Below are 25,317 nucleotides of genomic sequence, written 5' to 3'. Positions count from 1 at the left end.
TTCCGGCGGCCACCTCGGTGTTCGGTCCGTCAGCCCCGTACGAGGCGAGCGGTCATGCGGCCGACGGCATTCGCCGCGTGAGAGACCGCGTCGAAGACCCGGCCGACGTACTCGACCAGCGCGTGGTCACCGGCCCGCTTGCACGCGGACTCGATGTTCGAGCAGCGGTCGTCCAGCCGGTCCATGACCGCGTTCAGTCGCGGCGAGACCCGCTCCCATCCCGACCACAGCAGCTCGCTGAGTGCGTAGAAGGGAATCGCCGCCCCGGCCCAGCTCAGCAGCGTCAGCCGCAGACGGAGCCTGGCCAGCGGACCGGGGGTGTTCACGATGACGAGCAGGTCGAGCAGGTGCTCGTAGTCGTCGCCGGACCAGTCGGTCATCGGCCCGTGCTGGTCGTGGAAGTGCTGTACGGCCTCGGCCTTCCTGTTCGGCCGGGTGGGCAGGTTGATCGTCACCGTCGTCCTCCGATCCCGGACACGGCCTGTCCGTGGCGCTGCAACTTGGCGTGTGCAAGCTGTCGGGCTTCCTCCGCCTTGCGGGCCGCTTCAGCGGCCTGGGCGGCAGACTCGGCGCTCACAGCAGGTCGGAGGGGTCGGCGTCGGCGGTGCCGGTCAGCACGGCCAGTTCCTCGGGGGTCACCCACTCCTGCGGGATCAGCACCCGCAAGGTGACCGTCCCCTGGCACATCGAGCCGGTGACGACGAGCTGCCCGTCGGGCAGGCGGCCCGGGCGGGTGTCGTCGATCTCCTCCAGCAGCGCCGGCAGGACCTTCACCGCGTCGGCGGTGACCGTGATCGTGGCGACGATGCGCGAGGGCGCCACCTCGAAGGCGACGCTCACGCCGAGGCGGGCCAGGTTCTGGACCGACTCGAAGAGGGGGAAGGCGTCGGCGACCGCGTCCTGAACGTCCGCGGTGATCCCGGTGGACGACAGGGGCATGTCGGAGGGCATGATGGTCATGCGGATCAGTTCCTTCGCTGGTAGATCCGTGGACCCCCGACACATCAGGCGCTGCAATCGCCGTGTCGGGGGTCGCGCCGTACGGGGGACGGCGCGGTAGGCGAGCGGGGACTCGAACCCCTGTCTCCGGAGAGCCCGAACCAGTCGAGCACGCCCTTCATGACCTGTGCCTTTGGAGTGCCACCGGGCGCCCTTCACATGGAGAGCGCCCGGTGGCCATCCGGCCCAATTACTCATCTTTGGCACGCTGTTGAGTTCTCAAGGAACGGACGCTCCCGCACCGGCCTGCCGTCACTGGACGGTGGTTCCGAACCGCTATGCGGCGTAGCAGTGCGCATCGTTCACGCAACACAGATGATCCAGCCGGATTGCATTGACCAGACAATGCGTTGCGAGGACGACTCTGACACTCGCCGCGCGCCACGTCAAGCACATCAACCAGTTCGCATACATTGACTGGACAATGCGCGGGAGAGGGCTGTAGACATGACGGCATGAAGCCCACGCCCGTCTACCAACAGATCGCCGACGATCTACGCCGTCAGATTTCCGACGGCACGTTCCCGCCTGGCTCCCAGATCCCCACTGAGGCTGAACTTCTGGAGAAGTACGGCGAGCTGCACGGCGTTCGCTCTCGCCAGACCATTCGCCAGGGTCTGGGCGTGCTCGTGCATGAAGGCCTGATCGAGGCTCGCCGCCCGAAGGGCTACTTCGTCATCCAGCGCAAGCGGCTCGTCTATCGGCCTCAGGCGGAGCTGAGGCAGAAGCCGCCCGAGATCGACATCTTCACCAACCTGGTCCAGGAAGAGGACGGCCGGACGCCGTCCCAGGACATCGAGGTCTCGATCGTGGACCCCTCACCCGCAATCCGGGAGCGACTGGGTCTGGAACCGGGTGAGCTGGCCGCCGCCCGCCGGCGAGTGCGCAAGCTCGATGACGTGCCGTACAACCTCAACGACTCGTACGTGCGCCTCTCGCTCGTACAGGGCACCGACTTCATGCATCCGGGTGATGTTGCGCGCGGTACGAACGCGGTCCTGGGCGAGCTGGGGCACGAGTTGGTCTACGGCTTCCACGAGTTCTACCTGCGGATGCCCATGCCGGACGAGGTGCAGCGACTCCAGCTCGGCGCAGGCGTCCCGGTCGCCGAACACCTGTCGACCACCTTCGACAGCGAAGGCAACGCCGTCCAGGTCACGGTGAACCTCATCCCTGGCGACCGGCACGTGATCGTGTTCGAGACCCACCGTGAGGCTGAGGCGGACTCCCCCCGAATCCCCTGGGGGAAGCCGTGATCATCTCCCGTGCCGAGGAGGCCGACCTTCCCCGGCTGATCAGGTTCCGTACCGATGCCTCCGCATGGCTGAGCGCTCTCGGCACTGATCAGTGGGCCAAGCCCTTCCCGGCCGACCACATCCTTGACTCGATCCGCCGCGGTGAGGTGTTCATGATCCGCGAGGAACCCCATGCGGACGCCGCAGCCACCATCACCCTGGACCGTGACGCCGACGTTCGCCTGTGGACGCCCGAGGAGATCGCCGAACCTGCGCTGTACGTGCACAAGCTCGCCGTCGATCGCGCCTACGCTGGCACCGGCCTCGGCAGCGCGCTCCTGGACTGGGCGGGCGAGCAGGCCGTCCAGCAGGGGGCCAAGTGGCTTCGGCTGGACGCCTGGAGCACCAACTCGCGGCTTCAGGCCTACTACCTCAAGCACGGCTTCACTCACGTGCGGACTGCCGACGACCCGGAGGTGGTTTCCGGCTGGGCAGCGCAGCGTCCTGCCGAGTTCCGGTCCTACCTCGGGGCGACACACCGGCTGATGTCCCCTGCGGCGTAAACGTCGAGCGGGAGAGGGCATGATGGCACCGCATCCGAGTAACCGCGTGCGCGCGGTGAAGCCCACGGAATCGAGGCTCCGCATGACGAACATCCAGCACACGGCCGCACTGCCTGACGACCTCCGGACGTCGACGGCGACGGTCCGTCCGCTGCCGCCCCGCCCCGGATCGCTGAAAACGCGTTCACGGGAGGCCGGGGTGCGAGGCAAGATCGTTGGATGCCACGTACACATTTACCGCTGCCCCGCTGGTTCACACAGCGCGGCGGCCCGCCCCTCCGGACCTGCTCCCTGATACGCCGATGGCCGCCCCTGCCAGGGCGGCCATCTCATCCAGCGATCGACTCACTGCCCGAGTCGTAGGTCGGCGATGACGCCGGGGCCCGAGCCCTGCCAGGCCCGAGGTCACCAACCCACAGGATAGAGCCCGTGACGGGTACTACGCAGCAGCGCGACCCAGTCAGCACGTCTCTTTTCCGTCACTTGCCGGTCTGCGGCTCCCCAAACCACCCAGGGGAGACCCCGCACCATGATCTACACCTCGCTGGCGACACGTAGCGTCGCGGCCCTGATTCTCTCCGTCGCCCCCACGGAACTGTCCGCGACTCCGCCGGCGGTGACCCTGTGAGCCCTCGGCACCTTCCGCGCCGCCCGGCGCCCGAGGAGGGCGAGTTCCTGTTCGAGGGCGACATCACCGACTACTGGTCGCCCGCAGTGGTCCGGCACTGGGTGCTGCACCTCCCGGGCATGAAGCCCACCGACTTCAAGCTCTACACGCTGCTGCGCGCCATGCTGACGTCGAGTCCGCGAGGCCTGCGCCGGATGTCGGTCGATCAGCTTTGCTGGCTGCTGACCGAAGAGGGGGAGAAGCCGGTCGGTGAGTCGACCGTGCGGGCCGCGCTCAAGCGGCTGGAGAAGGCGAATCTCGTCACCAACCCGGACGGCGAGCGCATCGTGACCTCCACGGGCAAGGGCGGCATCCAGACCATCTCCCGCCGCTACAAGGTCCACGACCTCCCCCCGGACGTGCATGTCGGTTGGGCGAACACGTGGCAGAAGCTGGACGCGTACCGGCCGGACTGGCGCGAGAACCCGATCGTCCCGCCGACCCACACGAAGACCCCCGAGGGCATCGTCCGCTCAAAAATGAGCGGACGTACTGACCTGGACGAACAGCCCCCCGTCGAGGCTCCCCAGGACGAAACCGCAGGTCGTTTCGACCGCTCGATTTCTAGCAGCGCTCAGCAGAAATCGAGCAGTCGAGCGCAGAAATCGAGCGGCCGCAAGCCGCTGACCAGCGAAAACGAGGGTGGTATTCAGGCTCCTATTAGGTCTTCTCTCTCTCCTGTCACGGGCGCCTCAGCGGTCCCCGGTGACGTGGCTGAGGAGACGGTCGAGGAGAGAGAGAACCCGGCTGCGCCGACGAACAGCACCACGGCGCCGGGCGCCGGAGTCGGCGAGGAGCCCGTCGCGGCCGCTGCTGTTGCTGAGCAGTTCGCGCTCCTGTGGAAGGCCGAGCGCGGCACCCGGCCCAGCCGCCGCCAGTTGGACGGCATCGCGCTGGACGCGGCCGAGGCCATCGCGGCTGAGGATTCCGTGGAGTGGCTGATCCAGTCGGTGGTGCCGTTCATGGTCAGCCGCAACTACTTGGATCTCGCCCGGGCCAAGACCCACCCGCAGTGCCCGGCGCCGCGCGGCACGAAGGTGCCCGGCCAGCGGCCTGCCGTCCCGGAGTGGTGCGGCGAGTGCAACGACGGCACCCCGCCCGACCTCGTCGCCGAGCGGTTCCGCAGGCACGGCGGCCGCCTGATCAAGTGCCCGGAGTGCCACCCCGGCGGCGTGCGGCAACCCGCCGCAGTCTGACCCGCCCCAACAAACGTCACGGCGGCCGTGCTCCCGCGAAGAAACCGGCCGCCGTGCGATCCCAACCCGTCAAGAGAAGAGATCCGATGACTAGCATGACACCACAGCCCCCCGCCGGCGAAGGCAGCCTGTTCGACGGCGACCCCGTGATGCTGCCTGCTCAGGACCGAGGGGACCTCCCCGGCACGTTCCGGGCCGCGACCGACGGCTTCGACCGCCTCCCGCCGCAGAACCGCGACGCCGAGCAGTGCGTGCTCGGCGGGATGCAGTTGTCCAGGGAGGCCATCACCGAGGTGGTGGAGATCCTCAAGGGCCACGAGTTCTACAAGCCCGCCCACGAGACGATCTACCGCGCCATCGTCGCCATGTACGGCAGGGGCGAGCCGGTCGACCCGATCACGCTGGGGGACGAGCTGACCCGGCGCGGCGAGATCGCGAAGGTCGGCGGCGCGGCCTACCTGCACACCCTGGTGCAGTCCGTGCCGACGGCGGCGAACGCGTCGTACTACGCGGAGATCGTCCGCGACAAGTGGAAGCTGCGGCAGGCGATCGAGGCCGGTACGCAGGTGACCGCGATGGGCTACGCCCAGGACGCGGACCCGGCCGAGGTGATCGAGGCCTCCGCCGCCCGGCTGCTGGCGCTCCAGGCCACGTTCGACACGGGCAAGGACCCCGCTGGGTGGGACGCGTCCATGGAGGAGCTGGTCGAGGGCTGGGAGGACGATCAGGCGGCAGGGGAGAACCCGGGTCTGCCCATGCCGTGGGAGGACCTCCAGTCGATGCTGTGCACCGTTCCTGGCCACCTGGTGATCCTCGCGGGCCGCCCCGGCATGGGTAAGTCGGTAGCGCTGCTCGACCTCATGCGTCACCTCGCTGTCGTCCACGGCCGACCGGCCGCGTTCGTCTCGCTGGAGATGGCCCGTCGCCAGATCATGAACCGGCTGATCGCCGCCGAGGCCGAGATCCCGCAGCACGACATCCGGAAGCGCGCCCTGGCCCCAGATCAGTGGGCGAAGTACGACAAGGTCCGCGGCCGTGTCGTCGCCTCCCCGCTGAGGCTCGTCGTGCCGCCCGGCGGCATCACCGTGCCGCAGATCCGTTCGGCCCTGCGACGCTGGCAGATCGAGGACCGCCTGCCGCACGCGCTCGCGATCGACTACCTCCAGATCGTCAAGCCCGACGCCCAGGCGCGCGGAGGCAACCGCACCAACGAGGTCGACGCCATCGCCCGCGGACTCAAGGAACTCGCGCTTGAGTTCGACCTCCCCGTCTTCGCGGCCGCCCAGCTCTCCCGTCAGACCACCGGCCGCGAGAGCAAGGTCCCCCAGCTCTCCGACCTGCGTGAGTCCGGTGAGATCGAGCAGGCCGCCGACGCGGTCATCCTTCTTCACCGCGAGGACTACTACGAGCCGGAGAGCGAGCGCGCCGGCGAAATCGACATGATCGTCGCGAAGAACCGCGAGGGCAGCACCGGCATCGTGACTGCCGGGTTCCGCGGCCGGTTCAGCAAAATCGAGGCCATGGGCCAGAACTTCTGAGACGACGTGTGGGGTCTCAAATCCCGTGGCACAGTCTCATTCGATCTTGGCACATGACGGCACATCAGTGAGACGCGCAGGTCAGGAGCCTGCACCGCGCGAAGCTGTCGAGGAAGTGCCACGTTTCGTGAGACTGAACCGTGTGCCATCGTCGTGAGACAGATCGAAAGCCGCTGGTCAGGGGTCCGGCCTGTGCCACGGGCGGCGAGACCCTACACGACGAAGGACGGAGACCGACATGCTCAGCACCGACAGCATCACGACCCGCTTCATCGAGCAGAACCAGGCCCAGCGTATCGCCGATCGCTGGAACGCGGCCTACCCCGCGATGCGGAGCATCCTGGATGACGTGATCAAGGCCCAGCGTGCCGCCGAGCGGCCGACGGTCGACGTGGCCCGCCTGGAGCGGGTCCGCCGCGAAATGGGGCAGCAGGACCGGGGCACCTTCAAGGCCTGCACCCGCAGCCCGGGCGCCTTCAGCGTCTCCCACGCGTTCAGCCAGGTGCGTCGGGTGTGGTGACCGTGACGTCGATCGGCCACCCGGACGCCGGCGCGATCCTCCGGCTGTGCGCCGAGCTGGCCGACGCGGTCGCCGAGGCTGGGGTCGCCCGCCGGGCCGAGTGGGAGGCGGAGCGGGCCGCAGTTCCCGCACAGCCGGTCGACGGCGGGAGTGGCGAGCGGGCAGACTCGGAGCGGACCGAAAGGGGCAGGCGATGACCGCACAGCCGATCCACCCGCACGAGCCGGAGCGGGTACCGCGCAACGCCGAGGGCATCGCGGCCGCCCTCGATGGCGAGCGGCGGATGGAGTTCTACCGCACGCTGCTGGCCGCAGCCCCCGAGGAGGCGGAGGGCGTACTGCGCCGCTGGTGGTGCGAGGCCATGCTCGACACCGACCCGGCCGGGGACCGACTGACCGCGGCCGCGCTGGACGGCACGCTGCCCACGGCCGGCGTCGCCGACCTCGTCGCGCGCCGCCAGGACGCGGGTCTGCCCGTTGAGTGAGCCGTACGACCAGGAGCCGGAGGGCCTGCCCTGCGTGCTGTCGGAGGAGGTCACCGAACTCCTCATGGACAAGGCCCTGCCCGGCCCGGTGTTCGCCGCGATCGTGGCCGCCACCGTCGTGATCAACGAGACGCGCGGCGACGTGCCGGGCAGCACCGCGTCGGCGAGGTGGCCACAGCAGCGGCGCATGCCGCTCGGCGCGGATGGCTCGCTCGGCATCGCCGAGTACGTCATCGTCGCCGACGCCGACCCGCCGCACATCGTCCTGACCCGCATCCAGCTCTACTGACCCGACCAGCCCGACCAGCCCGACCGGGGCCCGGCGAGACACCCGTCCGCCGGGCCCTTCGGTGTTCGCGGCGGCGGCGGCGCCGGCGGGATGCTCCTGCTCGAGGAACGACGCTCCGCGCCCTGCCTCGTGCATCCGGCAGTCGCCCGGCCGCCTCACCTCTTAAGAGGTGAACTTGCGGCGGGGGTGACGGGGTGGGTGCGGGTTCAGGCACGCGGGGGCTCCGCCCCCACACCCCCGGCCCTCCACAGAGGGGAGGGGGCCCGGTTTTTGATCTTGCGGCCGGTGGGTGGTGCTGGGTGGGGTGGGGTCGGGGGGTTCCCTCCGCGACGGGGCCCCCGGAGGGGACCACAGCCCGTGCCGGGCCGCCAGGCCAAGCCGCTTCGCGGTCGCGCGAGCGCGAGCCTGGCACCCCGACACGGCCCGCGGTCGGCTGCGCCTGCCCCGCCGCGGAGGGATCCCCCGACCGGCCCGTCGTACGGCGTTCCGCCGGGGGTAAGGCCGGGGGTCCGCCGAGGGCATCGGAATTCGCCTCAGGATCTCTTCAAAGAGGCCTCTGACCTGCTGTTTTTGACGTGTCAGAACTTGACGCGGCGCCCAAAACTTGAGAGTATTGTCTACGTCGGAAAGGGGCGGGAATCCCCACCCGGCGCCGGGCCCTGGGGCCCACACCGAAAACCTCAACGAAAGGCAAACGTCATGCACTCCACCGGCGACCTCACCACCCCGGACCACGCCGCACGGGCGAGGGTGTTCTGGGAGGCCTACCGCGAGCTGTGCGGCGAGGAGATCAGCAACCTGATCACCGACCTGATGCACCTTGCCGACGTGGACGAGCACTTCGGGGGAGGTGCGCACGCCGTCCGCCAGGCCGTGGCCGATTACGTGGCCGAACAGCCGGTGTGGCCCCGGCAGATGAAGACCCCGAGGTACCTGGGGCAGTTCCGTCCGGCGGGCAGCGGGTGGCTGACCATCGCCACGGGCGACGAGACGGCCGAGCCCATGGATGTGGCGGGCTGCCTCTGGGACCGGATGCAGAAGGCCGGATTCCGGACCGGCGAGATCCAGGCCCACATGCAGGACCTGGTGGCCGGTGAGGTCCTGGTTGCCGACGACGGCACCGCCTTCCGCGTGATCGACAACCCGGAGTACTGGGCCTGACACCCCTTCCGCTGGGACGGGCGGGGCGGGAATCCCGCCCGTCCCGGCGGCTCACCGAACACCTCAACGACCTGAAAGGCCACACCCATGACCGTCACTGGCCGTATCCCCGTACCGCGCGTGGATCTCAGCAAAAGGGCCGCCACCTACCTCGTGATCGCCGAGGATGGCGACGCCCTCGTCGACGGTGGTCCCGGACTTCCCCGGCGGCGCGTGGTGTACGTCGAGCGCCAGTCCGGCCACCCGATGGAGCGGCGAGCTCAGCGCGAGGAGCTGGAAGGCGCCTGCCTGGACGCCAACTCGCCCGGGCTGCACCTGCGGACCTACACCGCCGTCAGCCACGCGCACGCCGCCTCGCTCGCCCGTCGTGAGTACGCCCTGGTGCGTGCGGCCGCCCGCATGGCCGAAGTGATCGGCCGCCACCTGGAGAGCGGCGCCCGCGGCTGGATCGCCGTCCGCGTCTCGGACGGCAGCAGCGACGGCTTCCTGTACGCCGACCGCGCAGCCGCCCAGGCAGTCCAGCGGCACCCCGAGCGGTTCACCTACTTCCCGATCTCCCCGATGTTCCCGTGGACGCGCCAGATGTGCCAGGAGCACCTGGAGTTCGAGACCCACAGGCTGCACGGGTGCATGGTCGGCCTTGCTCCGACCTGCCGCTGATCCTCGGCCGCCGTCAGTGGCGCGGGCGGGGGCGGGAATCCCCGCCCGCGCCACCGGCCCGGCCCCCACACCGAACACCCTCAACAAGGAGCACGTCCATGAGCGCCACCACTTTGCAGATCCGCACCGGAGAGCCGGACATCGAGTGCCGATACCCCGTGATCATCGGCGAGGACCGGGTCATCGGGCAGGCCTACCGCTGGCACCGTGACTGGCTGGTCGTCACCAGCGAGGGCGAGCACAACCTGCGCCGACCGCCCACCGGCACCAAGGGCATCGACATGGCCGCCGCGTACCTCGCCGAGCAGTACGCCGCCGGTCGCATCACGGCCGTCGCCCTGGACCAGGTCCTCGCCCAGGCGCCCAAGCCGCTGCACGGGCCGGTGCCCCTGCTGCATCCCCGGATGCCCGCCAGCCCGCGCAACATCGCGGGCGCCCACACCGCCTTCGCCGGTCTGACCGAACACCGCTGGAGGGCCGTACTCCACGGCTTCCCCGGATCGGACAACCCCTGGTACCTCCGGTGCGAGCTGTGCGGATGGTCCGGTGTCCGCTACTGGAGCCACCACCGCGGGCGCAACGGCAACCCGCCGTCCGCCTACCGCCACGAGGGCGGATGTATCGGCGAGGACAAGGTTCGCGCGCTGATCCCCGCCTACCAGAAGTAGCCCGCTCGCCCGTGTACGACCGCCGGGCCCGGACCAGCGTCCGGGCCCGGCCCCCAGCTCGCGCGCCACCGGCCGGACGCCCGGCGGGGAGCGGGGCGGGAATCCCGTTCCCCCGCCGGGCCCGGCCCGAGCACACCGAAGACCTCAACTCGGGAGACGACCGTGACGAAGAAGCCTTTCACGCCGCCGTGCGGCACCGGGTGCGCCGCCGCTCAGATGGAACTGTTCGCTGCGCCAGCCGCTGCGCCGGCCGCTGCGCCGGCCGCGCCCCCTGTGGAGTTCGACTTCGACGCGCACGACGCCGTCATCGTCGGCGACAGCGGCGGCAAGGACTCCGGTGCACTGGTGCATGAGGTGTGCACCCAGGCCGACAAGGCGGGCCAGCTCCACAAGGTCCGCGTGCTGCACTGCGACCTCGGCCGCACCGAGCAGGGGCACCTGGTCGAGTGGCCCGGTGCGATGGAGGTAGCCCGAGCGCACGCCGAGCAGTACGGCGTTCCCTTCGCCGTCCGCCGCAGCAAGCGGTGGAAGTCGCTGTGGGAGCGGATTCTCTCCCACGGCAACTGGCCCGGGCACTTCGCGCGCTTCTGCACGAGCGACACGAAGACCGCGGTCGGCCGGGACTACGTGGACGAGGTCGGTGACGAGCTGAGGCTGCGGCGTCCGATCCGGGCCGGGTACGCGATGGGCATGCGCGCCGAGGAGTCCCGGGCCCGCGCCAAGAAGCCCGAGGTCGAGCTGAACCGTATGACCGGCAAGGGCACGTTGCGGGTCGTGACGACGTGGCTCCCGGTTCACCGGCTCACCACCGAGCAGGTGTGGGAGATCCACCGCCAGAACGGCATCGAGTACCACCAGGCCTACGACCAGGGCATGCGGCGTTTGAGCTGCCGCGCTTGCCCGCTCGCCCACACCGACGACCTGGTCCGTTCCGCCCAGCTCAACCCGGAGCTGTTCGCCGAGTACGCCAGGGCCGAGGAGGCGATGGGCCACCAGTTCAAGAAGTCGATCAGTTTGCGGACGATCATCGAGCGCGCCCGGAACTGACCGGCCGTGGCCGGCGGGGGAGTGGGGCGGGAATCCCGCTCCCCCGCCGGGGCCGAGCACCACACCGAATCCCTCAACCACCGAAGGACCGCAGCATGAACCACGTCATCCGCCGCCCGCAGCGCACACTTACGACGGAGGAGTGCGAGACCGTACGGGGCACCGCCCTCCTGAACTTCCAGGGCGGCTTGATCATGGGCATCATCGACCCGGTGCCTAATCCCTCGCCGATGAGCGAGGACGAGGGGGCGTGGGTCCGTGAGCAGGTGTGGCCCGGGTTCATGACGGAGCTCGACCGCAAGTACCCGTTCGGCTTCTGGCGCTGGTCGATGTGCGAGCGCGGCACCTGCTGGAACTGCCTGGCGAAGCGCTGCGACCTGTGCGTCCACCGACAGGAGGGCGGCCCGCACGTGGACGACAACACCGACTGGGTGCACGACGCGCGCGGGCGGGGCGTTGCCAAACTCATCCTGCGGCCCGACGACGCGCCGTGCGTGTGGTGGTGCCGGTGCCCGTGCGCCAAGGACGGCCCGGCCCCCGACGGACCCGCGCGGCGCCGGCGGCGGGCGAAGGAGTCGGTCGCGGCGAAGCCCGAGGCGGCACCGGCGGAGACGGACAGCGCCGCGCGGCCGGACCACAGTGCCGCCGCGCGCCAGGGCCGCCGTGCCCCCGAGCCCGTGGACGAGGCGCAGTACACCCTGTTCTGACGGCGGCCGCACGCCGGGGGCGCCCGGCGCCGGACGTCGAGCGGCCCGGCGGGGCGCAAAAGCGTGGGAATCCCGCCGGGCCGTGCGGTCCGGCCACCGAGGGCCCTCAACAGACCCATAACCGAACCAGTCACCATCGTATCCACGACCGAGACCACCAGGAGCACACCCGTGAAGACCGTCGATGGCCGCCAGTGGGCGAACCGCGAGGACCTGATCGAGCACAGCGGCTACGGCGGCACCACGCTGAAGAGGCTGTGGCGCGACCGCCGGGCCAACGGGCACCCCGAGCCCCGCGAGATCGACGGCGTCATGCACTGGGACCTGGAGGAGTGGGCCCGCTGGTTCGCCCAGCACCGCCAGCGGCCCCGGGACCTGTCCGGCGTCGACCGCAGCGGCGAGCCGGACGAGCAGCTCCCGCCGGCGGGGCAGGCCCGCCTGCTCGGCGTCGACCCGGCCCGGATCACCCAGTACGCCAAGAACCCGCCGCCGGAGTGGCCCGACCCGGTCCGCGTCGAGGAGCTGCGCACCCGCACCCGTGAGTACCGCACCCGGGCCCAGCTCTGGGCGTGGGCCGACAACCCGGTCAGCGGGTTCGGCACTAAGGGTGGTCGCCCGCCCGGCCCCGACCGCAAGGCCCGCGCGGCGCAGACGCCCGACCCGCGAGTCAGGCTGGCCGCCGAGGCGCTGGCCGCGATGCCCGGCCGGAAGGCCGGCGAGGTGGCCGCCGCCCTGGCCGAGCGCCACGGGCAGTCCGTGCACCTCTGGAAGCGGATCATCACCCAGGCCCGCCAGGAGGCCCAGCAGTAGAAGACCGGCAAGAAGACGGCGCGTGCGGCCCGGACCGCACCCGGCTGCGCTAGCCTGCTGGCAACGGCCCGCGGAGGGCTGTACCGATGCGCGGGTACGTCCCGTGCCGACAGAGGGTGTGGTGCGCCCACTCCGCACATGCACACGACCCGCCGCCTCAATCGAGGCGGCGGGTCGCTGCGTTCCAGCCTCCGTGAGGTGGGTCTTACCTCTTAAGAGGTGAGTTCGTGGTGCGGCGGTCGGCGCCTGCCGGTCCGGGCAGCGGGGGCTCCGCCCCCACACCCCCGGCCCTCCTCGGAGGGGGCGGGGGGAGTGCGGTGTACTGCGGCCCGGTGGTGTGTGAACGGTGGGTGGGGTCGGGGGCTCCCTCCCCGGACGGGCCCCCGGAGGGGATCACAGCCCGCGCCGGGCCGCCAGGCCGAGCCGCTTCGCGGTCGCCTTCGGCGAGCCTGGCACCCCAACACGGCCCGCGATCGGCTGCGCCTGCCCGACCGAGGAGGGAGCCCCCGACCAGCCCGTCGTGCGGCGGCGCCGGAGGGGCGTGGGGGCATCTGAGGCGCCCTCAAAAACGTCTCTGACCAGGGGTTTTGTGGCGTGCCAGGGGTTGACCCGCCCCTTAAAACTTGAGAGTATTGTCTACGTCGGAAGGGGGCGGGAATCCCCAACCGGCCACCGGGCCCCGGGCCCACACCGACAAACCTCAACGATCAAGGACGGTCATGGTGAGCACCCCCGTGCGCGACGCTGCCCCTGAACCGGCGACGGACGAGGATGGCCGCCCGTACGCGAACGGCTTCCGGCCGGCGGTGCTGGAGTGGGACGGCTGGACGTGCGCCGACTGCATCGTCTGCGGTACCGGCACCCAGTGCGCCGACTGCCAGGACTGTACCGACTTCGCCTTCCCCTACCCGCCGCACTGGGCCCGGCCGTGGGCCGAGGGCGAGCCGGAGCGCGGCATCGAGCTGTTCGGCGGCCCGGGCGGCATGTCCGCCGGGCGCTCCCTGGTGGACGACGGCGGCGACTGGGTGCTGATCGAGTCCAACCGCGACGCCGCGGCGACCGCCCGGGCCGCCGGGCACTGGGTGGTCGAGGCGGACGTGCGCACGCTCGACCCCCGCCACCCGGCCCTGCGGGGCGTGCGCCGCGTCCACGGCTCCCCGCCGTGCCAGACCCTCTCCGGCGCGGGCAAGCGGTCCGGCTGGAACGAGGAGGAGATCGCCGAGCTCCAGTCGGTCATGTGGCAGGCGAGCGAGGCCTTCGGCTTCCTGGAGGTGGATGACCTGTGCAGCCTCTACGGCGGTCCACACGGCTACTTCGGCGACGTCCTGGACGGCATGGAGGACCACCCCGACGCCGACGGCAGGGGCGAGCTGTGCGGCGGCGGCCACCTGCCCCCCTGCATGACCCCCGCAGAATTCCGGGAGTGGGCGGCGAGCGTCGTCTCCGACGACCGCACAGCGCTCATGGCCGAGATGCTGATCTGGCCGATGTGCCTGGTCCAGATCGGCGCCCCGCTGATCTCCATCACCATGGAGCAGAGCGCGAACTTGCTCAAGCAGAGCCCGGCTCTGGCCGAGGCCATTCAGTCCGAGATCACCAGCGTCGAGGGATTCGGCTGGGTCTGGTGCTCGTGGCAGGTGGCGGACGCCGCCGACTTCGGTGCGGCCACCCACCGCGAGCGCGCGTGGATGGTCGCCACCCGCTACGAGTGGCCCCGCTACGCGGACCACGTGAACGTCGACAAGGCGGCCCGCGAGATGTGGGCGCACGTCCTCAAGCGCACCGGCCGACTGCCCAACTGGACGCCGGAACTCGACCGCCGGATCGAGCCCTACCAGGGCCGCCCCGCCCTGCCGAAGGTGGCCGTCGCCACCGCCCTCAGCCTCCCGGCCGACTGGTGGGCCGACACCCGCGGCAAGCGCGGCATCAACCCCCGGACCGGCAAGCCCATGGGGGGCGGATCGTTCCCGCTCAACGACGTCGGCCAGTGCGTCACCGCCCCCTGGTACGGCATCAAGTTCCGCCCCGCCCACGTCCCCCAGGGCGAAGGCACCAGCACCATCACCGCCCCCGAACTCGGCGCCCTGGTCGGCTTCCGCCGGGACTACCCGTGGACCTACATCCCGGCCCGCAAGGGTGCCCGCGGCGTGCGGAACATCGCGCAGATGATCGCCGACGCGGTGAGCCCGTTCATGGGCGCCGCCGTCTCCTCCGCCGTCCAGGGCGAGGACTGGTACGAACCGGTGTCCACCTACCAGGCCACGCTCTACCGGCTGGACGACCAGGCCGCCGACACCGACCACCCGGCACTGCCCGCCCCGCGCACCGAGGACCGGGCGATCGAGCAACTCGAGCTATTCCCCGCAGCCTGACCCACCCACACGCACAAGGCCCCGGCGGACACGCCGCCCGCCGGGGCCTTCCGCATGCGACGGCGCTCACCCCGTGCCGCTGTGGGGTGAGCGCCGTCTCCGTTCGGGTGTTCCAGTCCCGGCAGATGCCGGGGCTCCGCTACCGTGCCGTCATGAGCGAGCCGTTCGCCCAGGGCGAGGACCATCCGGCATGTGGCATCTGCCCGTCGAAGCGTCTGCCGCGCGAAGCGTTCGTCGTGTACTCGCGCCCCTCGTGGGAGTGCCCCTTCGACCCGGCCGACGGCTACCGCTACACCCTGGACGACCGGACACCGGCGTGCGTGCACCCGCACAAGGTAGGGCTGGAGCCGGACCGTACCGCCCCGCCGCCCAGGACGGTGCCGGAGGCCGAGCCGAAGGTTACGCCGACGCGGCGTAGTCGATGGCGCTTGTCATTCCGCGGTCGGTGATGCCGATGGTGGCGTACCGGGCGTCGAGGAACCGACGGCGCCGCTCCACCTCGGCGGCCGGGATCCAGTACCGCTCGTTCACCGGCCCGAACGCCGCCTTGTACGCCTGGTGCGTGTAGTCGCCGGTGTCCCACGGCGTCGCGATGGCGTGCTCGTTCACCGTGGAGTGCACGAACAGGTGCCCAGTGCGCTGCTGGATCCGGCTCAGCGCGGTGAACTGCGCGCACAGCGCGTGGCAGGTGACGTCGACCGGAACGGGCACGGGCAACTCGGCCAGGAGCTCGTCGCCACTCAGCTCATACACGGCCGTCTTGAGCGCCATCACCCGCAGCGCGTCGACCAGAAGGTGCTCCGCGTCGCGGGCGACGCTGTAGGAGCTGACGAGCGGCCCGCCGTAGAAGTCGTCCCAGTCGCTGCTGTACTTCGCGCAGCCGTCGACGACGGTCTGCATCTCGGCGTCAGCCTGCCAGGCCGCGTGGACCGCACGGGCCCGCTCAGCGACGTCGGCGAGGTCGGGAAGTGCTGTTGTTGCGGTCATCGTGCTTCCCTTCGTCGGTGGTGCTCGGTCAGGTGGAACTGACCGGCTGGGCCGGGGGGTATGACGTCCCGCCCCCGACCCAGCCGGGATCTACAGGGGCCGCAGGGCCACGAAGGCCAGGGCCGCGAGCGCGCAGCCGAGCAGCCAGGTCTGCCACCACGCCCACCACGGCCGCGCACGCCGGCGAGTACGACGGCGGCCGGTCACGACGCGGGGTGGGTGTCCGGCGTGACCGGCGCGGGGTCGGCGAGAAAGCCGGGATCGGTGGTCCACTCCGTGCCTCCGCCCGGAGGCAGAAGCCACGCCACCACGCGCGCGCCGTCACTATCGTCGGGAGCAATCGCGCGCAGCCTGCCGCGGCGACCGGTGGCAACGTCCGTCACGTCCCGACCGAGCCATGGATGATCGCGATGAAGCAGGCCACGGTTCACCGCGTCTCACCGCCCCGCGCGGCCAGCGGCGCCCAGGTGTAGCGCACGAGCGCCCCGTGCTCCTGAAGCCACCTGGTCTCGCGGTGCCGGTACTCATGCGCACCTTCCGGAGCGATGCTGGCGGGCCAGCGGACGAGCACCACGGCGACCGCGCCGGTCGCTGCCAGCATCCGCACCCGCTGCCACCCTTCACGACGGCAGGGGTCCGGCTCGCCGTACTCATCGGTGACCACCTCGGTGATCGCCAGATGGCGCTCGCGAGCAAAGGTGCGACCCTCTTCCTCCGCTCGCTCGACAGCAAGGCCGGGCATCACCATGCCGCGGTCGGCACACACGTACAGCACGGCGGCAGAGGGATCCGGCACGGCCGGCGCGACGGCCGCTTCGTGGGAAATTCCTGCACTGGTCATCGTTGCCTCAGCAGGTGAATCGGGAATGGGAGCCCCGCCGTGCCTCACGGGGGAACGAGAGCGCGGCGGGGCCGTACATGACACCTAACCGCCTGCCGCCGCCCGGTGTTCATGACGAAGTCGGCCGGGCCCTCCCACACCCCACTGACGACTTGACGATTCCGTTACCTTCCGTCCGCCAGGCACACGCCCTACCGTGCTGTCCGTGGCGGAGAACAAGAACGAGTCCTTAGCCGTCTGGATGTCGGAACACCAGATGTCAGCCGCCGAGCTTGCCCAGGCGGTCAACGCGGCCATCGGCAAGTTCTCCGGCAGACCCGGCACGACATCGGAGCGCACCGTGTTCCGCTGGCTCTCCAGACAGAACCGATGGCCCCAACACCGCCAACGTCTGGCCCTGGAGATCGTCACCGGTCTCACCGCCAAAGATCTTGGGTTCCTGCCTCGGGGGAAGTCCACGACCCTTCCAGTACACCCGGAGGACCCCGACGTGCGCCGTCGCCAGTTCTTCGGCGCGGCCGCCAGCACCGCGGCCGCCGCCATACCCCTCAGCCCTCCCTCGGCCCGGCCATCGCGCGTAGGCACCTCCGACGTCATCCGGCTACGCGACGACGTCGCCAGACTCGTCGCCCTGGACGCCCAGCGCGGCGGACACGGCCTGGAGCAAGCCGCCCTCGACGGAGCCACCGAAGCCCTCCGCCTCCAGAGAAACTCCACCACGCAACGCGTGCGGCAACGCCTGTTCGCGCTCGCCGCCGACTTCACCGCCACGGCAGCGTGGTCCCTGATCGACGCTGGACGGCTCGACGGCGCCGGCCGCCATCTCGACCGGGCCCTGACACTCGCGGGACTCGCCCAGGACTCCGAGATGGCCATGCAGGTCTGGAACCTCCGGGCCATGCTCGCCCGACAGCGCCGCGACTACGCCGAAGCAGTCGCCGCCTCACAAGCCGCCCAAGCAACAGCCATCGCCCGACGCAGCCCCCTGCACACCTCTCTCGCCCACGCCCGCACCGCAGTGGGATTCGCCCACAGCGGCGACGCCCGCGCAGCCCTCGGCTACCTCAGCCGAGCCGAGGACGCCCTGTCCAAGGCCGACTTAACCCAGCCCAAGGCAGCATGGATTGCGTTCTACGGACCAGCCGAACTGCACGCCCTCACCGCCATCGTGCGAGACGTCGTGGGCCAGCCGGCGCAGGCGGAAGCCGCCGCCCACCGGGCACTCGCCGCACTGCCCAAGACCTACCGCCGCAACCGCGCCCACACCACGGCCCGACTCGCCCTCACTCAGCTCCATCAGGGTGACATCGAGCAGGCGTGCGCCACCAGCGGCGAGGTCTTCACCATCATGGCCGGCGCACCGCTGCCCGGGCGGATCCGGATGCTCCTTGGCGACTTCCAGCGCGACCTGATCGCACGAGCCCCCTCTGCGCACATCGCGAATGAGTGGACTGACCGGTACCGGACCGAATGGAGCAGCTCATGACCACCGCAACCGTCGGACTCCGTCGCTTCGGCCACGAGGACCTGCCGCACATCAGGCAGACCCTCCTGGATGTGCACGCGGACGCATACGCCGACGAGATGCACGACGAGTTCAACCAGCGTTTCCCCTGGTTCGTGGACCACTGGGGCGGCCACCCCGGCTTCTCCTGCGTCATCGGATACGAGGGCGACGAGCCGGTCGGCTTCGCGTACGGCGCCCCGGCCACCCCCGGCCGGGAGTGGTGGCGCGAGCACCTGAACGAACCGCCGGCGGACGACTCGACCTTCTCCGTGTCCGAGCTCATGGTGCGCCCACGGTGGCGGAAGACCGGTGTCGCCGAGCGGCTGCATGGTGCGCTGATCGACAACCGGACCGAAGCCTTGGCCGTGCTCCTGGTCGACCCCGACCACCCGAAGGTGGTGGAGCTGTACGAGACATGGGGGTACCGGCGGATCGGCACCCGGCAGCCGTTCCCGGACTCGCCGAATTTCACGGTCATGCTCCGCGGCCTCCGCCAGTCGGCATCGGCCTGAGCCGCGCCCGGAGCCTCCTCGTGAACGCTCCGGGCCACCGTTGCCTGTGCCACAACGCGAAGGGCCCCGCGCAGCGGGGCCCCTTTTCTGTGCGTCCGTCGTGGTCAGCCGGAGGCGCTTCCAGCGGCCGCCGGTGCAGTCTCCCCGGCGCCTTCCTGTGCGGGGATCGCAGCAGCCGGCGAAGGCACCGATGGTTCCGGCGCGGAGGTCTCCGGCGCCTTCTTCAGCGTGTCCTTCTTCGCCGTCGACCGGCGGCCGCGCGGGCGTCCCTTCGGACGCTTCGCCGGTTCCTCTGCCCCGATCGCCAGCAGCTCCTCGGTGGTCCAGCCCGCAACCTCCGCAGCAGCGAAGGCTTCCGCGTACGGCGCGTCCAGTTCCGCCAACTGGCGCTGGAGTTCATCGCGCTTACCCAGGATCTCCGCCAGTGGCTCGAAAGCCCTCTCGCGTGCCGCCTGGGCTTCCCTCATCTTCTGCATGAAGTCGTGTGCACTCGCCATGCTGTGATCGTACTGGTAAGGCTCGGACGGCGGCTGCGTAAGCGTCCCCAACGCCGCAGGCCGCAGGGGTTTTTGACGCAACGCCATGTGTACAGTGCACATCTCCGAATGGCCTCAGCCACCGGAAGCGAGTTAGTGCAAACTGGGCCCAGTTTGCGTGATCACCGGCTCTCGGCCCACTACTGTGGGCAGCCGGTGATCTTTGGTCCGAGCACGGACCGGGGTGGTTGGAAGGGGGCTTCGCGTGGCCGAGCCACAGGGACCGGACGGCCGGCGCCGCTCCTCCGATCGCAGCGCGCGTTACCGCGAGCGCGAGGCCGATGGGCGTCGCGATAAGCGCATCAAGGTCTCCTACACCGACACCGAGCTGACGATCGTCCGTGAGGCCGCCGCCCGCGACAACCAGGCCCTTGCCGCATGGGTCGGTGACGCCGCCCTCAAGGTGGCCAAGGAGAAGGTCGTGCCCGTTTCGGTCGACGCCCGCGATGTCCTCGCCGAACTCATTCAGTCCCGCAATCAGGCCTCCCGTATCGGTAACAACGTGAACCAGATCGCGAAGGCTCTCAACGGTGACAGCGGCGTGACTGATGCTCAGCTTGCGGCCACGCTGGACGCGATCCTGAAGACGATCCAGCGCATGGACGAAGCGACTCGCCAGGTGATGCGCGAGCGGCGGCCGCGGTCGTGATGCCGAAGAAGGCCCGGGACGGCACGGACACTAAGGGGTTGCTGGACTACCTGTACGGGCCGGGCAAGCGGGACGAGCACACCAACCCGCACATGGTCGCTTCCTGGGACGACCCCTATGTCGAGGATCCGGCGCGCTCGCCGGACATGACGATCGCCGACTTGGCGCTCATCTTGGACGCCCCGGTGTACGCCCTGCTCGGCAAGCGACCGGCCAAGCACGTGTACCACGTCGCGGTGCGCAACGCGCCCGAGGACCGGCTCTTGATGGACGCGGAATGGGCGCGGGTCGCCCGCGAGATGATGCACGCCTCTGGTATCGCCCCGCACGGTGATGACCAGGCCTGCCGGTGGGTCGCGATCCGCCACGCCGACGACCACATTCACATCGTCGCGACGAAGGCCCGCCAGGACGGTCGGCAACCGCGGCTGCGGCAGGACATCCCGCAGATGCACGCGGCCGCGAGGAACTTCGAGGTCGAGTTCGGGCTGCGTCGGCTGAAGCACGGAGACAAGACCGCGCGGAAGTGGCCGAAGACGGGAGAGCAGGAGAAGGCGGTGCGTCGCGGGCTATCTGAGCCGGTTCGGGAGACGCTTCAACGGACGGTCCGCCAGGCCGCGGCCGCCGCCGCGAACGAGGACGACTTCTTCACCCGGCTCACCGCAGCCGGGGTCCGGGTGAACAAGCGGGTGGCGCCGGACGGGAACATCACCGGGTACTCCGTAGCGATGCCCGGCGACCGCGACGGCGGGCAGCACGCGGTCTGGTTTCCCGGTGCCCGGCTCGCCGCCGACTTGTCCCTGCCGCGCGTACGGGAACGCTGGTCGACATCGGTGTCCGTGCCGACAAGCGCGCCGGCGGAGATGTGGCAGGAGGCGGAGCGGCGGGTTCGTGCGGCCGCGGACCAGCTCGGTGCGGGCGGACTGCACCAGGGGGCCGGGGACGTCGCCGCGCTCGGCGACCTCATCGTCATCGCTGCGATGATCTCGCCGCGCATGGTGCGTGACCGGCTGAAGGACGCGGCGTATGAGTTCGAGCGGGCGTCGCGCGCCCCGGGCGACCGTGCGCTGGAGGGTCAGGCGCGCCGACTGTACCGGGAGTCGAATCGGTTGCTGTCGCAGTCGGCGGCGGTCGCCGGACGTAGTGACACGGTCGCCGCGCTCGGGTTCCTCCTCGCCCTGGTGACCGCGGTCGAGGCCTCCCGTCGATGGCATCAGGCGCAGGACCACCGGGCTCAGGCGGAGGCCTCGGGGCGGGCCGGTCGGCTGCTGCGGGAAGCGGTCGAGGTGACCGCCGGCGCGAGCGCGGCGCGCGAGTTCCGTCCGCGCCCGAAGCGCACGGCGTCCCGCTCCTCGGGGGGCCGCCGGGCACCGGCGGTTTCGGGGGAGCGGCCGATGGCGGGTGTACTTCAGGAGGCGGTGCCCGGGCACGCGCGTGCGATTCTCACGGACCCGGCGTGGCCTGCGCTGCGCACGCGGCTGGCTGCGGTCGAGAAGGCGGGGGAGGACCCGGTCGACGTCCTGGCCGCGGTTGCTGCCCGGCGGGAGTTGACCTCAGCGGACTCGGTCGCAGAGGTGCTTACATGGCGGCTGGAGGGGTGGCAGCGCCAGCGCGGTGCGGCGGCGGACGCCACCGCCAAGAAGCCGTCGTCGACGTCCGGCGGTACTGGAGGCAGCGGCGCGGCCCGCGCGACGGGGGTGCCCGGGCCGAGGCGTCGGCCGCCGGGCGACGAGCAGCAGAGGGGTCCGAGGCGGGCCCGATAACGAGGGGAGCGAACATGGCGACACCGACGCCAGAGGAGCAGGCAGCCGGGGCGTTCGTGGAGGCGGCGGCCGAGGCGGTGCAGACGGCTGTGATGGCGTACCGCCTGGTGACGGCCATTGCGGATGCCGTGCGGCGTCACCAGCAGCGCAAGGCGGGGGAGGAGGAACTGCCGGACGCCGAGGAGGCGGTGACCGAGGCCTCCGGCGAGGTGAGGAAGCTGTTGCCGCCGGATATCGGTGCGGCGTTGATGGAGGGTGCGGACTGGCCGCAGCTTGCGCAGCAGTTGGTGGCGCTGCGCCGGGCGGGGGTGGATCTGGAGGAGATGCTCCCGCGCGTCGGCGAGATCGTGGTGACGGTGCGGGACGCCGTCGCGGCGAACGCCGAGCGCGTTGCGGCCGAGCGCACCGGGACGTGGACGGAGGCTGTGCGCGAGACGATGCCGGCGGGACCGGTGCGCGAGGCGATCCTGTCCTCTGCGGCCTGGCCCGAGATGGCGGCGACGATGGCGCGGCTGGACGAGCGAGGGGTCGACGTGCGAGCGATCCTGGCCTCCGCGTACCAGGAGGGGATGGGCGTGGGTCGGGCGGTCTCGGCCGCCGAGGCGCCGACCACGAGCCGGGACGCGTTGCTGTCGTACGGGCCGCTGACCGCCGGTCTGGACGTCCCGAAGAATCTGGATCTGGACAACCGGGAAGTCGCTCTGCACCAGCAGCTCGCGATCGGGCGGTCGGAGAACGAACGGTTCGTGCGGATGGTGCGTGAGGCGCTGCCCGGGCGGGAGCGCGAGGCGGACCTGCTCGTTGCCGAGAAGCGGTGGCCGCTGATCGCTGCGCGCATGGCGCGCATGGAGCAGGACGGCAAGCCGGTGGCGGAGCATCTGGCCCGGCTGACGAAGGACACGTCGTGGGCGGAGGGACGGGGGGAGCTGGGGCGGCGGCTGCTTATGGCGACGTGCGACGCTCTGACCAAGCCGATCGGCGGACCGGCGGCAGAGTCGGGGGCGGTGGTGAACACCACGGCGGCCCGGGCGCACTCGCCGAGCATGGGTCCTACTAAGGCGTCCGCCTCCACGGGCGCGGCGCCTGCTGAGGCGCCGGTGGGCCCGCACCGGCAGGCCGGGCCTGCTCCCAGGAGTGGCCGGACCCGATAGTCCACCTCCTCGAACGCACGTGTGCCGCAGACCGGGATTGTCTGCGGCACACGCCGTTTGTCGGATTCTTCAGCCGGGCGGACTTGACTGGGCCAGATCAGGTGCGGTTCGCCTGGCATGCCAGGGCTGGCGCGTAATGGCGGATGAGGCGGGCGGCAGCGTCGGCCGTGCCCAATGCGAGATTGCCCTCGTATTCGACGGGTGTGTTTGGTACGGGTGAGAGGTAGATGTCGATGGGCTGGTCTGGGTCGTCCTTGACCAGGGCGACGGTGATCGGGGACCACGGAGGGCCGTCCAAGCGCTCCGGCATGATCCCGTAGTTGTGTAGCACCTCACCGTTCAAGCCCAACAAGGTGATGGCCGTGGCGCAGATCTCCGGGATGCGACGAAGCTGGACGCCAGTTCCCAGACCTCCTGTGAGCAGGGCGGCCAGCTCGGCTGTGTGTGGCGCAAGCGAAACCCCCTTCTCCGGCGACTGCGAGCGTGACGAGAGCTTGCCGGCTTCCAGGGCGAGCACCTTGCGACGACCGCGCATTCGGATGGTCAGACCCATGTGAGCGCTCCTCCGTTGCCGAGGCTGGTCGGTACGAGTCTTCCAGGACTGCTGTAACCACGGCACCGTACCGAGAGGAGACTCGGCCGGGCGGGCCGGGCGACAGTCTCCATTCGGAACCTACATCTCGTCAGGGGCGGGTGGCGCCGAGGTAGTCCCGCTGGGGCATGGCGGAGGTGATTGGTTCGACGCGGACGTCCTTGCCGGTGCGTGGTGCGTGCAGGACTTTGCCGTCGCCGGCGTAGAGGGCGACGTGGTAGATGGCGCCGGAGCCGCCGTGGGACCAGAACAGCAGGTCGCCCGGTCGGAGGTCGGCGTGGGCGACGGGGTGGTCGCTGGTGGCACCGTACTGGGCGGCGGCGACGCGGGGGAGTTGTCTGTTGTCCCAGTAGGCGTACTGGACGAGGCTGGAGCAGTCGAAGCCGACGGTGGTGGAGGCGGAGCACCGGCCGTTGAGGTAGCCGTTGGTGCCGTCGCAGAAGCCGGTCGAGGGGCCGTTGGGGCCGCCGCCGCCCCAGGCGTAGGGGGTGCCGATCCGGGCGGCGGCCTTGCGCAGCGCGTCGGCGCCGGCGCCGGAGCCGGAGACTTCCAGGCGGCCGGGGCCCTCGAAGCGGGGCATGGTGGACAGGATGATCCGGACGTAGTTGTAGGTCTCGCCGCCGGCGAAGCTCTGCGGGGGGACGCCGCGGTACTGCTCGACCCGCCCCCAGCCCGCGTTGTACCCGGCCAGGGCCAGTGCCCGGACGTCGCCGCCGTACCCGGACTCTTTGGCCTGTCGGAGCAGGGAGCACATCATGCGGCCCTGTGCCATGACGGCGTCTGCGATGTCCAGGGGGGAGGTGATGCCGTTCGCGTCGGCGTCCCGCCCCCAGGTGGCCCAGGTGTCGGGCATGAACTGGGCCGGGCCCTGGGCGCCGACGGGGGAGGTCGCGCGCGTCTGGAACCGGGACTCCTGGTAGAGCTGGGCGGCCAGCAGCGAGGGGGTCATGGCGGGCTCTTTGCACTCGCTGTCGGCCCGGAGGATCCAGACCCGGAACTCTGTGGGTACGCCTTGCAGTCCGCCGCCGCCGTCGGATATCTCGGTGGCCTCGGCGTCGGCGTCCACCAGCACGAGCGCCAGCAGCCCGAGGAGCAGCGCCGTCACCCCGGCCAGCAGGGCGATGGCAGCTCGAATGAGCACCTTCACGTGTGTCCCCCCGTAACGGCTTCTTTCTGTGCGGCCGACCTGTGCGTCGACTTTGTGCCGTATCAGATCACGAGATGTTACGCGCATGCCCGGACATTGAAGGCACCCGAAGTACCGCGGAGCGCATGGGTTGCCGTTGCTGAGGGCGTGAGTTGAGTAGGAGAGCGGATATGAATGCGCGTTCTCGCCCCTAGGGTCACCCGTGTGCAGAAAGCCGTCGTAACCGCAGTGCGGGGTGCTCGCCGGTGCCCGTTGTCGCAGGCGGAGGCGCCTGGGTCGCCCCGAGGCCGCCGCCCGTCCGAATCAAAAAACCGGTCCGGAGGAATGTTTTTCTGTATCGCGGAACGTTCAGGGTGAACAGGCTGGCCCACTTGTCGTCAGGTATGGCTTGCCTTACCGGGATTGGTCTCCGGATTCGATGGCGGCGGCTCCAGAAATCAGGCAGATGTGCGTGATGGGTGCCATAGGGGGCGCTGCGGGCCTCGGTTCTCCGGCGAACGGAGGAAATGCGGCTCGGGGTTGTCGGTGGTGCGCGCTACTCTTCGTGATCTCACGAGCCACGCGCTTGTAGTTGAATGTAGGACTTACTGGGGGGAGTTGCGGCGTGTTCACCCATTCGGTGACCTCGGCGCCGGGGGGCGGGGCGATGGTGGGGCCGCGTTACGCACTGATCCCCGTCCACGGCTACGGCATCGCAGTTGCGACCGTTGCACGCA

At 70.5% G+C, this 25,317-nt stretch carries 27 protein-coding genes; 20 read left to right on the top strand and 7 right to left on the bottom strand.

Going from position 1 to position 25,317, the window contains the following annotated elements; genetic code table 11:
- Positions 1–29 precede the first annotated feature (29 nt).
- Both ACF068_RS31070 and ACF068_RS31065 read right to left on the bottom strand, forming a co-directional pair.
- Positions 30–455, bottom strand: a complete 426-nt coding sequence (locus ACF068_RS31070; protein WP_392277647.1) for a hypothetical protein — start codon at positions 453–455, stop codon at positions 30–32.
- 118 nt (positions 456–573) lie between these two features.
- Positions 574–960, bottom strand: a complete 387-nt coding sequence (locus ACF068_RS31065) for a hypothetical protein (RefSeq protein WP_392277646.1) — start codon at positions 958–960, stop codon at positions 574–576.
- Between the two features lie 494 nt (positions 961–1,454).
- Here ACF068_RS31065 and ACF068_RS31060 point away from each other — a divergent pair, with 494 nt between their 5' ends.
- From ACF068_RS31060 to ACF068_RS30990, 15 genes are all read left to right on the top strand, one after another.
- Positions 1,455–2,255 carry a GntR family transcriptional regulator gene (locus tag ACF068_RS31060; RefSeq protein ID WP_392277645.1) on the top strand — a complete coding sequence of 267 codons (801 nt, stop codon included), beginning with the start codon at positions 1,455–1,457 and terminating at the stop codon, positions 2,253–2,255.
- Positions 2,252–2,797 (top strand): GNAT family N-acetyltransferase, encoded by a 546-nt coding sequence (locus ACF068_RS31055; RefSeq protein WP_392277644.1) that lies wholly within the window; start codon positions 2,252–2,254, stop codon positions 2,795–2,797. The genes ACF068_RS31060 and ACF068_RS31055 overlap by 4 nt, the downstream gene beginning before the upstream one ends.
- Positions 2,798–3,421: 624 nt before the next feature.
- Entirely contained in the window at positions 3,422–4,660 is a 1,239-nt protein-coding gene (locus ACF068_RS31050; RefSeq protein ID WP_392277643.1) for a hypothetical protein, read from the top strand.
- Between the two features lie 95 nt (positions 4,661–4,755).
- On the top strand, positions 4,756–6,198 hold the full coding sequence (locus ACF068_RS31045; RefSeq protein ID WP_392277642.1) for a replicative DNA helicase: 1,443 nt from the start codon (positions 4,756–4,758) through the stop codon (positions 6,196–6,198).
- Between the two features lie 238 nt (positions 6,199–6,436).
- The gene (locus ACF068_RS31040; protein WP_392277641.1) at positions 6,437–6,718 is read left to right on the top strand and encodes a hypothetical protein; all 282 of its coding nucleotides are present in this window, start codon (positions 6,437–6,439) and stop codon (positions 6,716–6,718) included.
- Entirely contained in the window at positions 6,715–6,915 is a 201-nt protein-coding gene (locus ACF068_RS31035; protein WP_392277640.1) for a hypothetical protein, read from the top strand. Before ACF068_RS31040 ends, ACF068_RS31035 begins: the two co-directional genes overlap by 4 nt.
- The gene (locus ACF068_RS31030) at positions 6,912–7,202 is read left to right on the top strand and encodes a hypothetical protein (protein ID WP_392277639.1); all 291 of its coding nucleotides are present in this window, start codon (positions 6,912–6,914) and stop codon (positions 7,200–7,202) included. The genes ACF068_RS31035 and ACF068_RS31030 overlap by 4 nt, the downstream gene beginning before the upstream one ends.
- Positions 7,195–7,491: a hypothetical protein gene (locus ACF068_RS31025; RefSeq protein ID WP_392277638.1), complete on the top strand. Its 297-nt coding sequence runs from the start codon at positions 7,195–7,197 to the stop codon at positions 7,489–7,491. The genes ACF068_RS31030 and ACF068_RS31025 overlap by 8 nt, the downstream gene beginning before the upstream one ends.
- A gap of 699 nt (positions 7,492–8,190) precedes the next feature.
- The gene (locus ACF068_RS31020) at positions 8,191–8,652 is read left to right on the top strand and encodes a hypothetical protein (protein ID WP_392277637.1); all 462 of its coding nucleotides are present in this window, start codon (positions 8,191–8,193) and stop codon (positions 8,650–8,652) included.
- Positions 8,653–8,772: 120 nt separating this feature from the next.
- Positions 8,773–9,312, top strand: a complete 540-nt coding sequence (locus ACF068_RS31015) for a hypothetical protein (RefSeq protein ID WP_392277636.1) — start codon at positions 8,773–8,775, stop codon at positions 9,310–9,312.
- A gap of 98 nt (positions 9,313–9,410) precedes the next feature.
- A complete protein-coding gene (locus ACF068_RS31010; RefSeq protein WP_392277635.1) occupies positions 9,411–9,980 on the top strand; it encodes a hypothetical protein in 570 nt (189 codons plus the stop codon).
- A 162-nt stretch (positions 9,981–10,142) separates the two neighbouring features.
- A complete protein-coding gene (locus tag ACF068_RS31005) occupies positions 10,143–11,027 on the top strand; it encodes a phosphoadenosine phosphosulfate reductase family protein (RefSeq protein ID WP_392277634.1) in 885 nt (294 codons plus the stop codon).
- Between the two features lie 95 nt (positions 11,028–11,122).
- Entirely contained in the window at positions 11,123–11,734 is a 612-nt protein-coding gene (locus ACF068_RS31000) for a DUF6248 family natural product biosynthesis protein (protein ID WP_392277633.1), read from the top strand.
- A gap of 171 nt (positions 11,735–11,905) precedes the next feature.
- The gene (locus tag ACF068_RS30995) at positions 11,906–12,544 is read left to right on the top strand and encodes a hypothetical protein (RefSeq protein WP_392277632.1); all 639 of its coding nucleotides are present in this window, start codon (positions 11,906–11,908) and stop codon (positions 12,542–12,544) included.
- Positions 12,545–13,263: 719 nt separating this feature from the next.
- Positions 13,264–14,916 carry a DNA cytosine methyltransferase gene (locus tag ACF068_RS30990; protein ID WP_392277631.1) on the top strand — a complete coding sequence of 551 codons (1,653 nt, stop codon included), beginning with the start codon at positions 13,264–13,266 and terminating at the stop codon, positions 14,914–14,916.
- A gap of 399 nt (positions 14,917–15,315) precedes the next feature.
- Here ACF068_RS30990 and ACF068_RS30985 read toward each other — a convergent pair whose 3' ends face one another.
- On the bottom strand, positions 15,316–15,903 hold the full coding sequence (locus ACF068_RS30985; RefSeq protein WP_392277630.1) for a hypothetical protein: 588 nt from the start codon (positions 15,901–15,903) through the stop codon (positions 15,316–15,318).
- A 427-nt stretch (positions 15,904–16,330) separates the two neighbouring features.
- The gene (locus ACF068_RS30980; protein ID WP_392277629.1) at positions 16,331–16,744 is read right to left on the bottom strand and encodes a hypothetical protein; all 414 of its coding nucleotides are present in this window, start codon (positions 16,742–16,744) and stop codon (positions 16,331–16,333) included.
- A gap of 205 nt (positions 16,745–16,949) precedes the next feature.
- Here ACF068_RS30980 and ACF068_RS30975 point away from each other — a divergent pair, with 205 nt between their 5' ends.
- The gene (locus ACF068_RS30975; protein ID WP_392277628.1) at positions 16,950–18,230 is read left to right on the top strand and encodes an XRE family transcriptional regulator; all 1,281 of its coding nucleotides are present in this window, start codon (positions 16,950–16,952) and stop codon (positions 18,228–18,230) included.
- Positions 18,227–18,763 (top strand): GNAT family N-acetyltransferase, encoded by a 537-nt coding sequence (locus tag ACF068_RS30970; protein ID WP_392277627.1) that lies wholly within the window; start codon positions 18,227–18,229, stop codon positions 18,761–18,763. The genes ACF068_RS30975 and ACF068_RS30970 overlap by 4 nt, the downstream gene beginning before the upstream one ends.
- A 104-nt stretch (positions 18,764–18,867) precedes the next feature.
- On the opposite strand, the gene ACF068_RS30965 is transcribed toward ACF068_RS30970, so the two are convergent.
- Complete coding sequence (locus ACF068_RS30965; RefSeq protein WP_392277626.1) at positions 18,868–19,260, bottom strand: hypothetical protein; 393 nt, start codon at positions 19,258–19,260, stop codon at positions 18,868–18,870.
- Positions 19,261–19,504: 244 nt separating this feature from the next.
- On the opposite strand from ACF068_RS30965, the gene mobC reads away from it, so the two are divergent.
- The 3 genes from mobC to ACF068_RS30950 are packed head-to-tail and all read left to right on the top strand — an operon-like array spanning position 19,505 to position 22,862.
- A complete protein-coding gene (gene mobC / locus ACF068_RS30960) occupies positions 19,505–19,948 on the top strand; it encodes a plasmid mobilization relaxosome protein MobC (protein ID WP_392277625.1) in 444 nt (147 codons plus the stop codon).
- Positions 19,949–19,986: 38 nt separating this feature from the next.
- Entirely contained in the window at positions 19,987–21,711 is a 1,725-nt protein-coding gene (locus ACF068_RS30955; RefSeq protein WP_392277624.1) for a relaxase/mobilization nuclease domain-containing protein, read from the top strand.
- 14 nt (positions 21,712–21,725) lie between these two features.
- Positions 21,726–22,862, top strand: a complete 1,137-nt coding sequence (locus ACF068_RS30950; protein ID WP_392277623.1) for a hypothetical protein — start codon at positions 21,726–21,728, stop codon at positions 22,860–22,862.
- Positions 22,863–22,959: 97 nt separating this feature from the next.
- On the opposite strand, the gene ACF068_RS30945 is transcribed toward ACF068_RS30950, so the two are convergent.
- Positions 22,960–23,415 (bottom strand): hypothetical protein, encoded by a 456-nt coding sequence (locus tag ACF068_RS30945; RefSeq protein ID WP_392277622.1) that lies wholly within the window; start codon positions 23,413–23,415, stop codon positions 22,960–22,962.
- Positions 23,416–23,545: 130 nt separating this feature from the next.
- Complete coding sequence (locus tag ACF068_RS30940) at positions 23,546–24,595, bottom strand: NlpC/P60 family protein (RefSeq protein ID WP_392277621.1); 1,050 nt, start codon at positions 24,593–24,595, stop codon at positions 23,546–23,548.
- Between the last annotated feature and the right edge of the window lie 722 nt (positions 24,596–25,317).

It is taken from the genome of Streptomyces sp. NPDC016309 (assembly GCF_043077235.1).
In the GTDB taxonomy this organism is placed as follows: domain Bacteria; phylum Actinomycetota; class Actinomycetes; order Streptomycetales; family Streptomycetaceae; genus Streptomyces.
The sequence above is the reverse complement of the archived record's forward strand: the minus strand, read 5'-3'. Positions and strand labels throughout refer to the sequence as shown.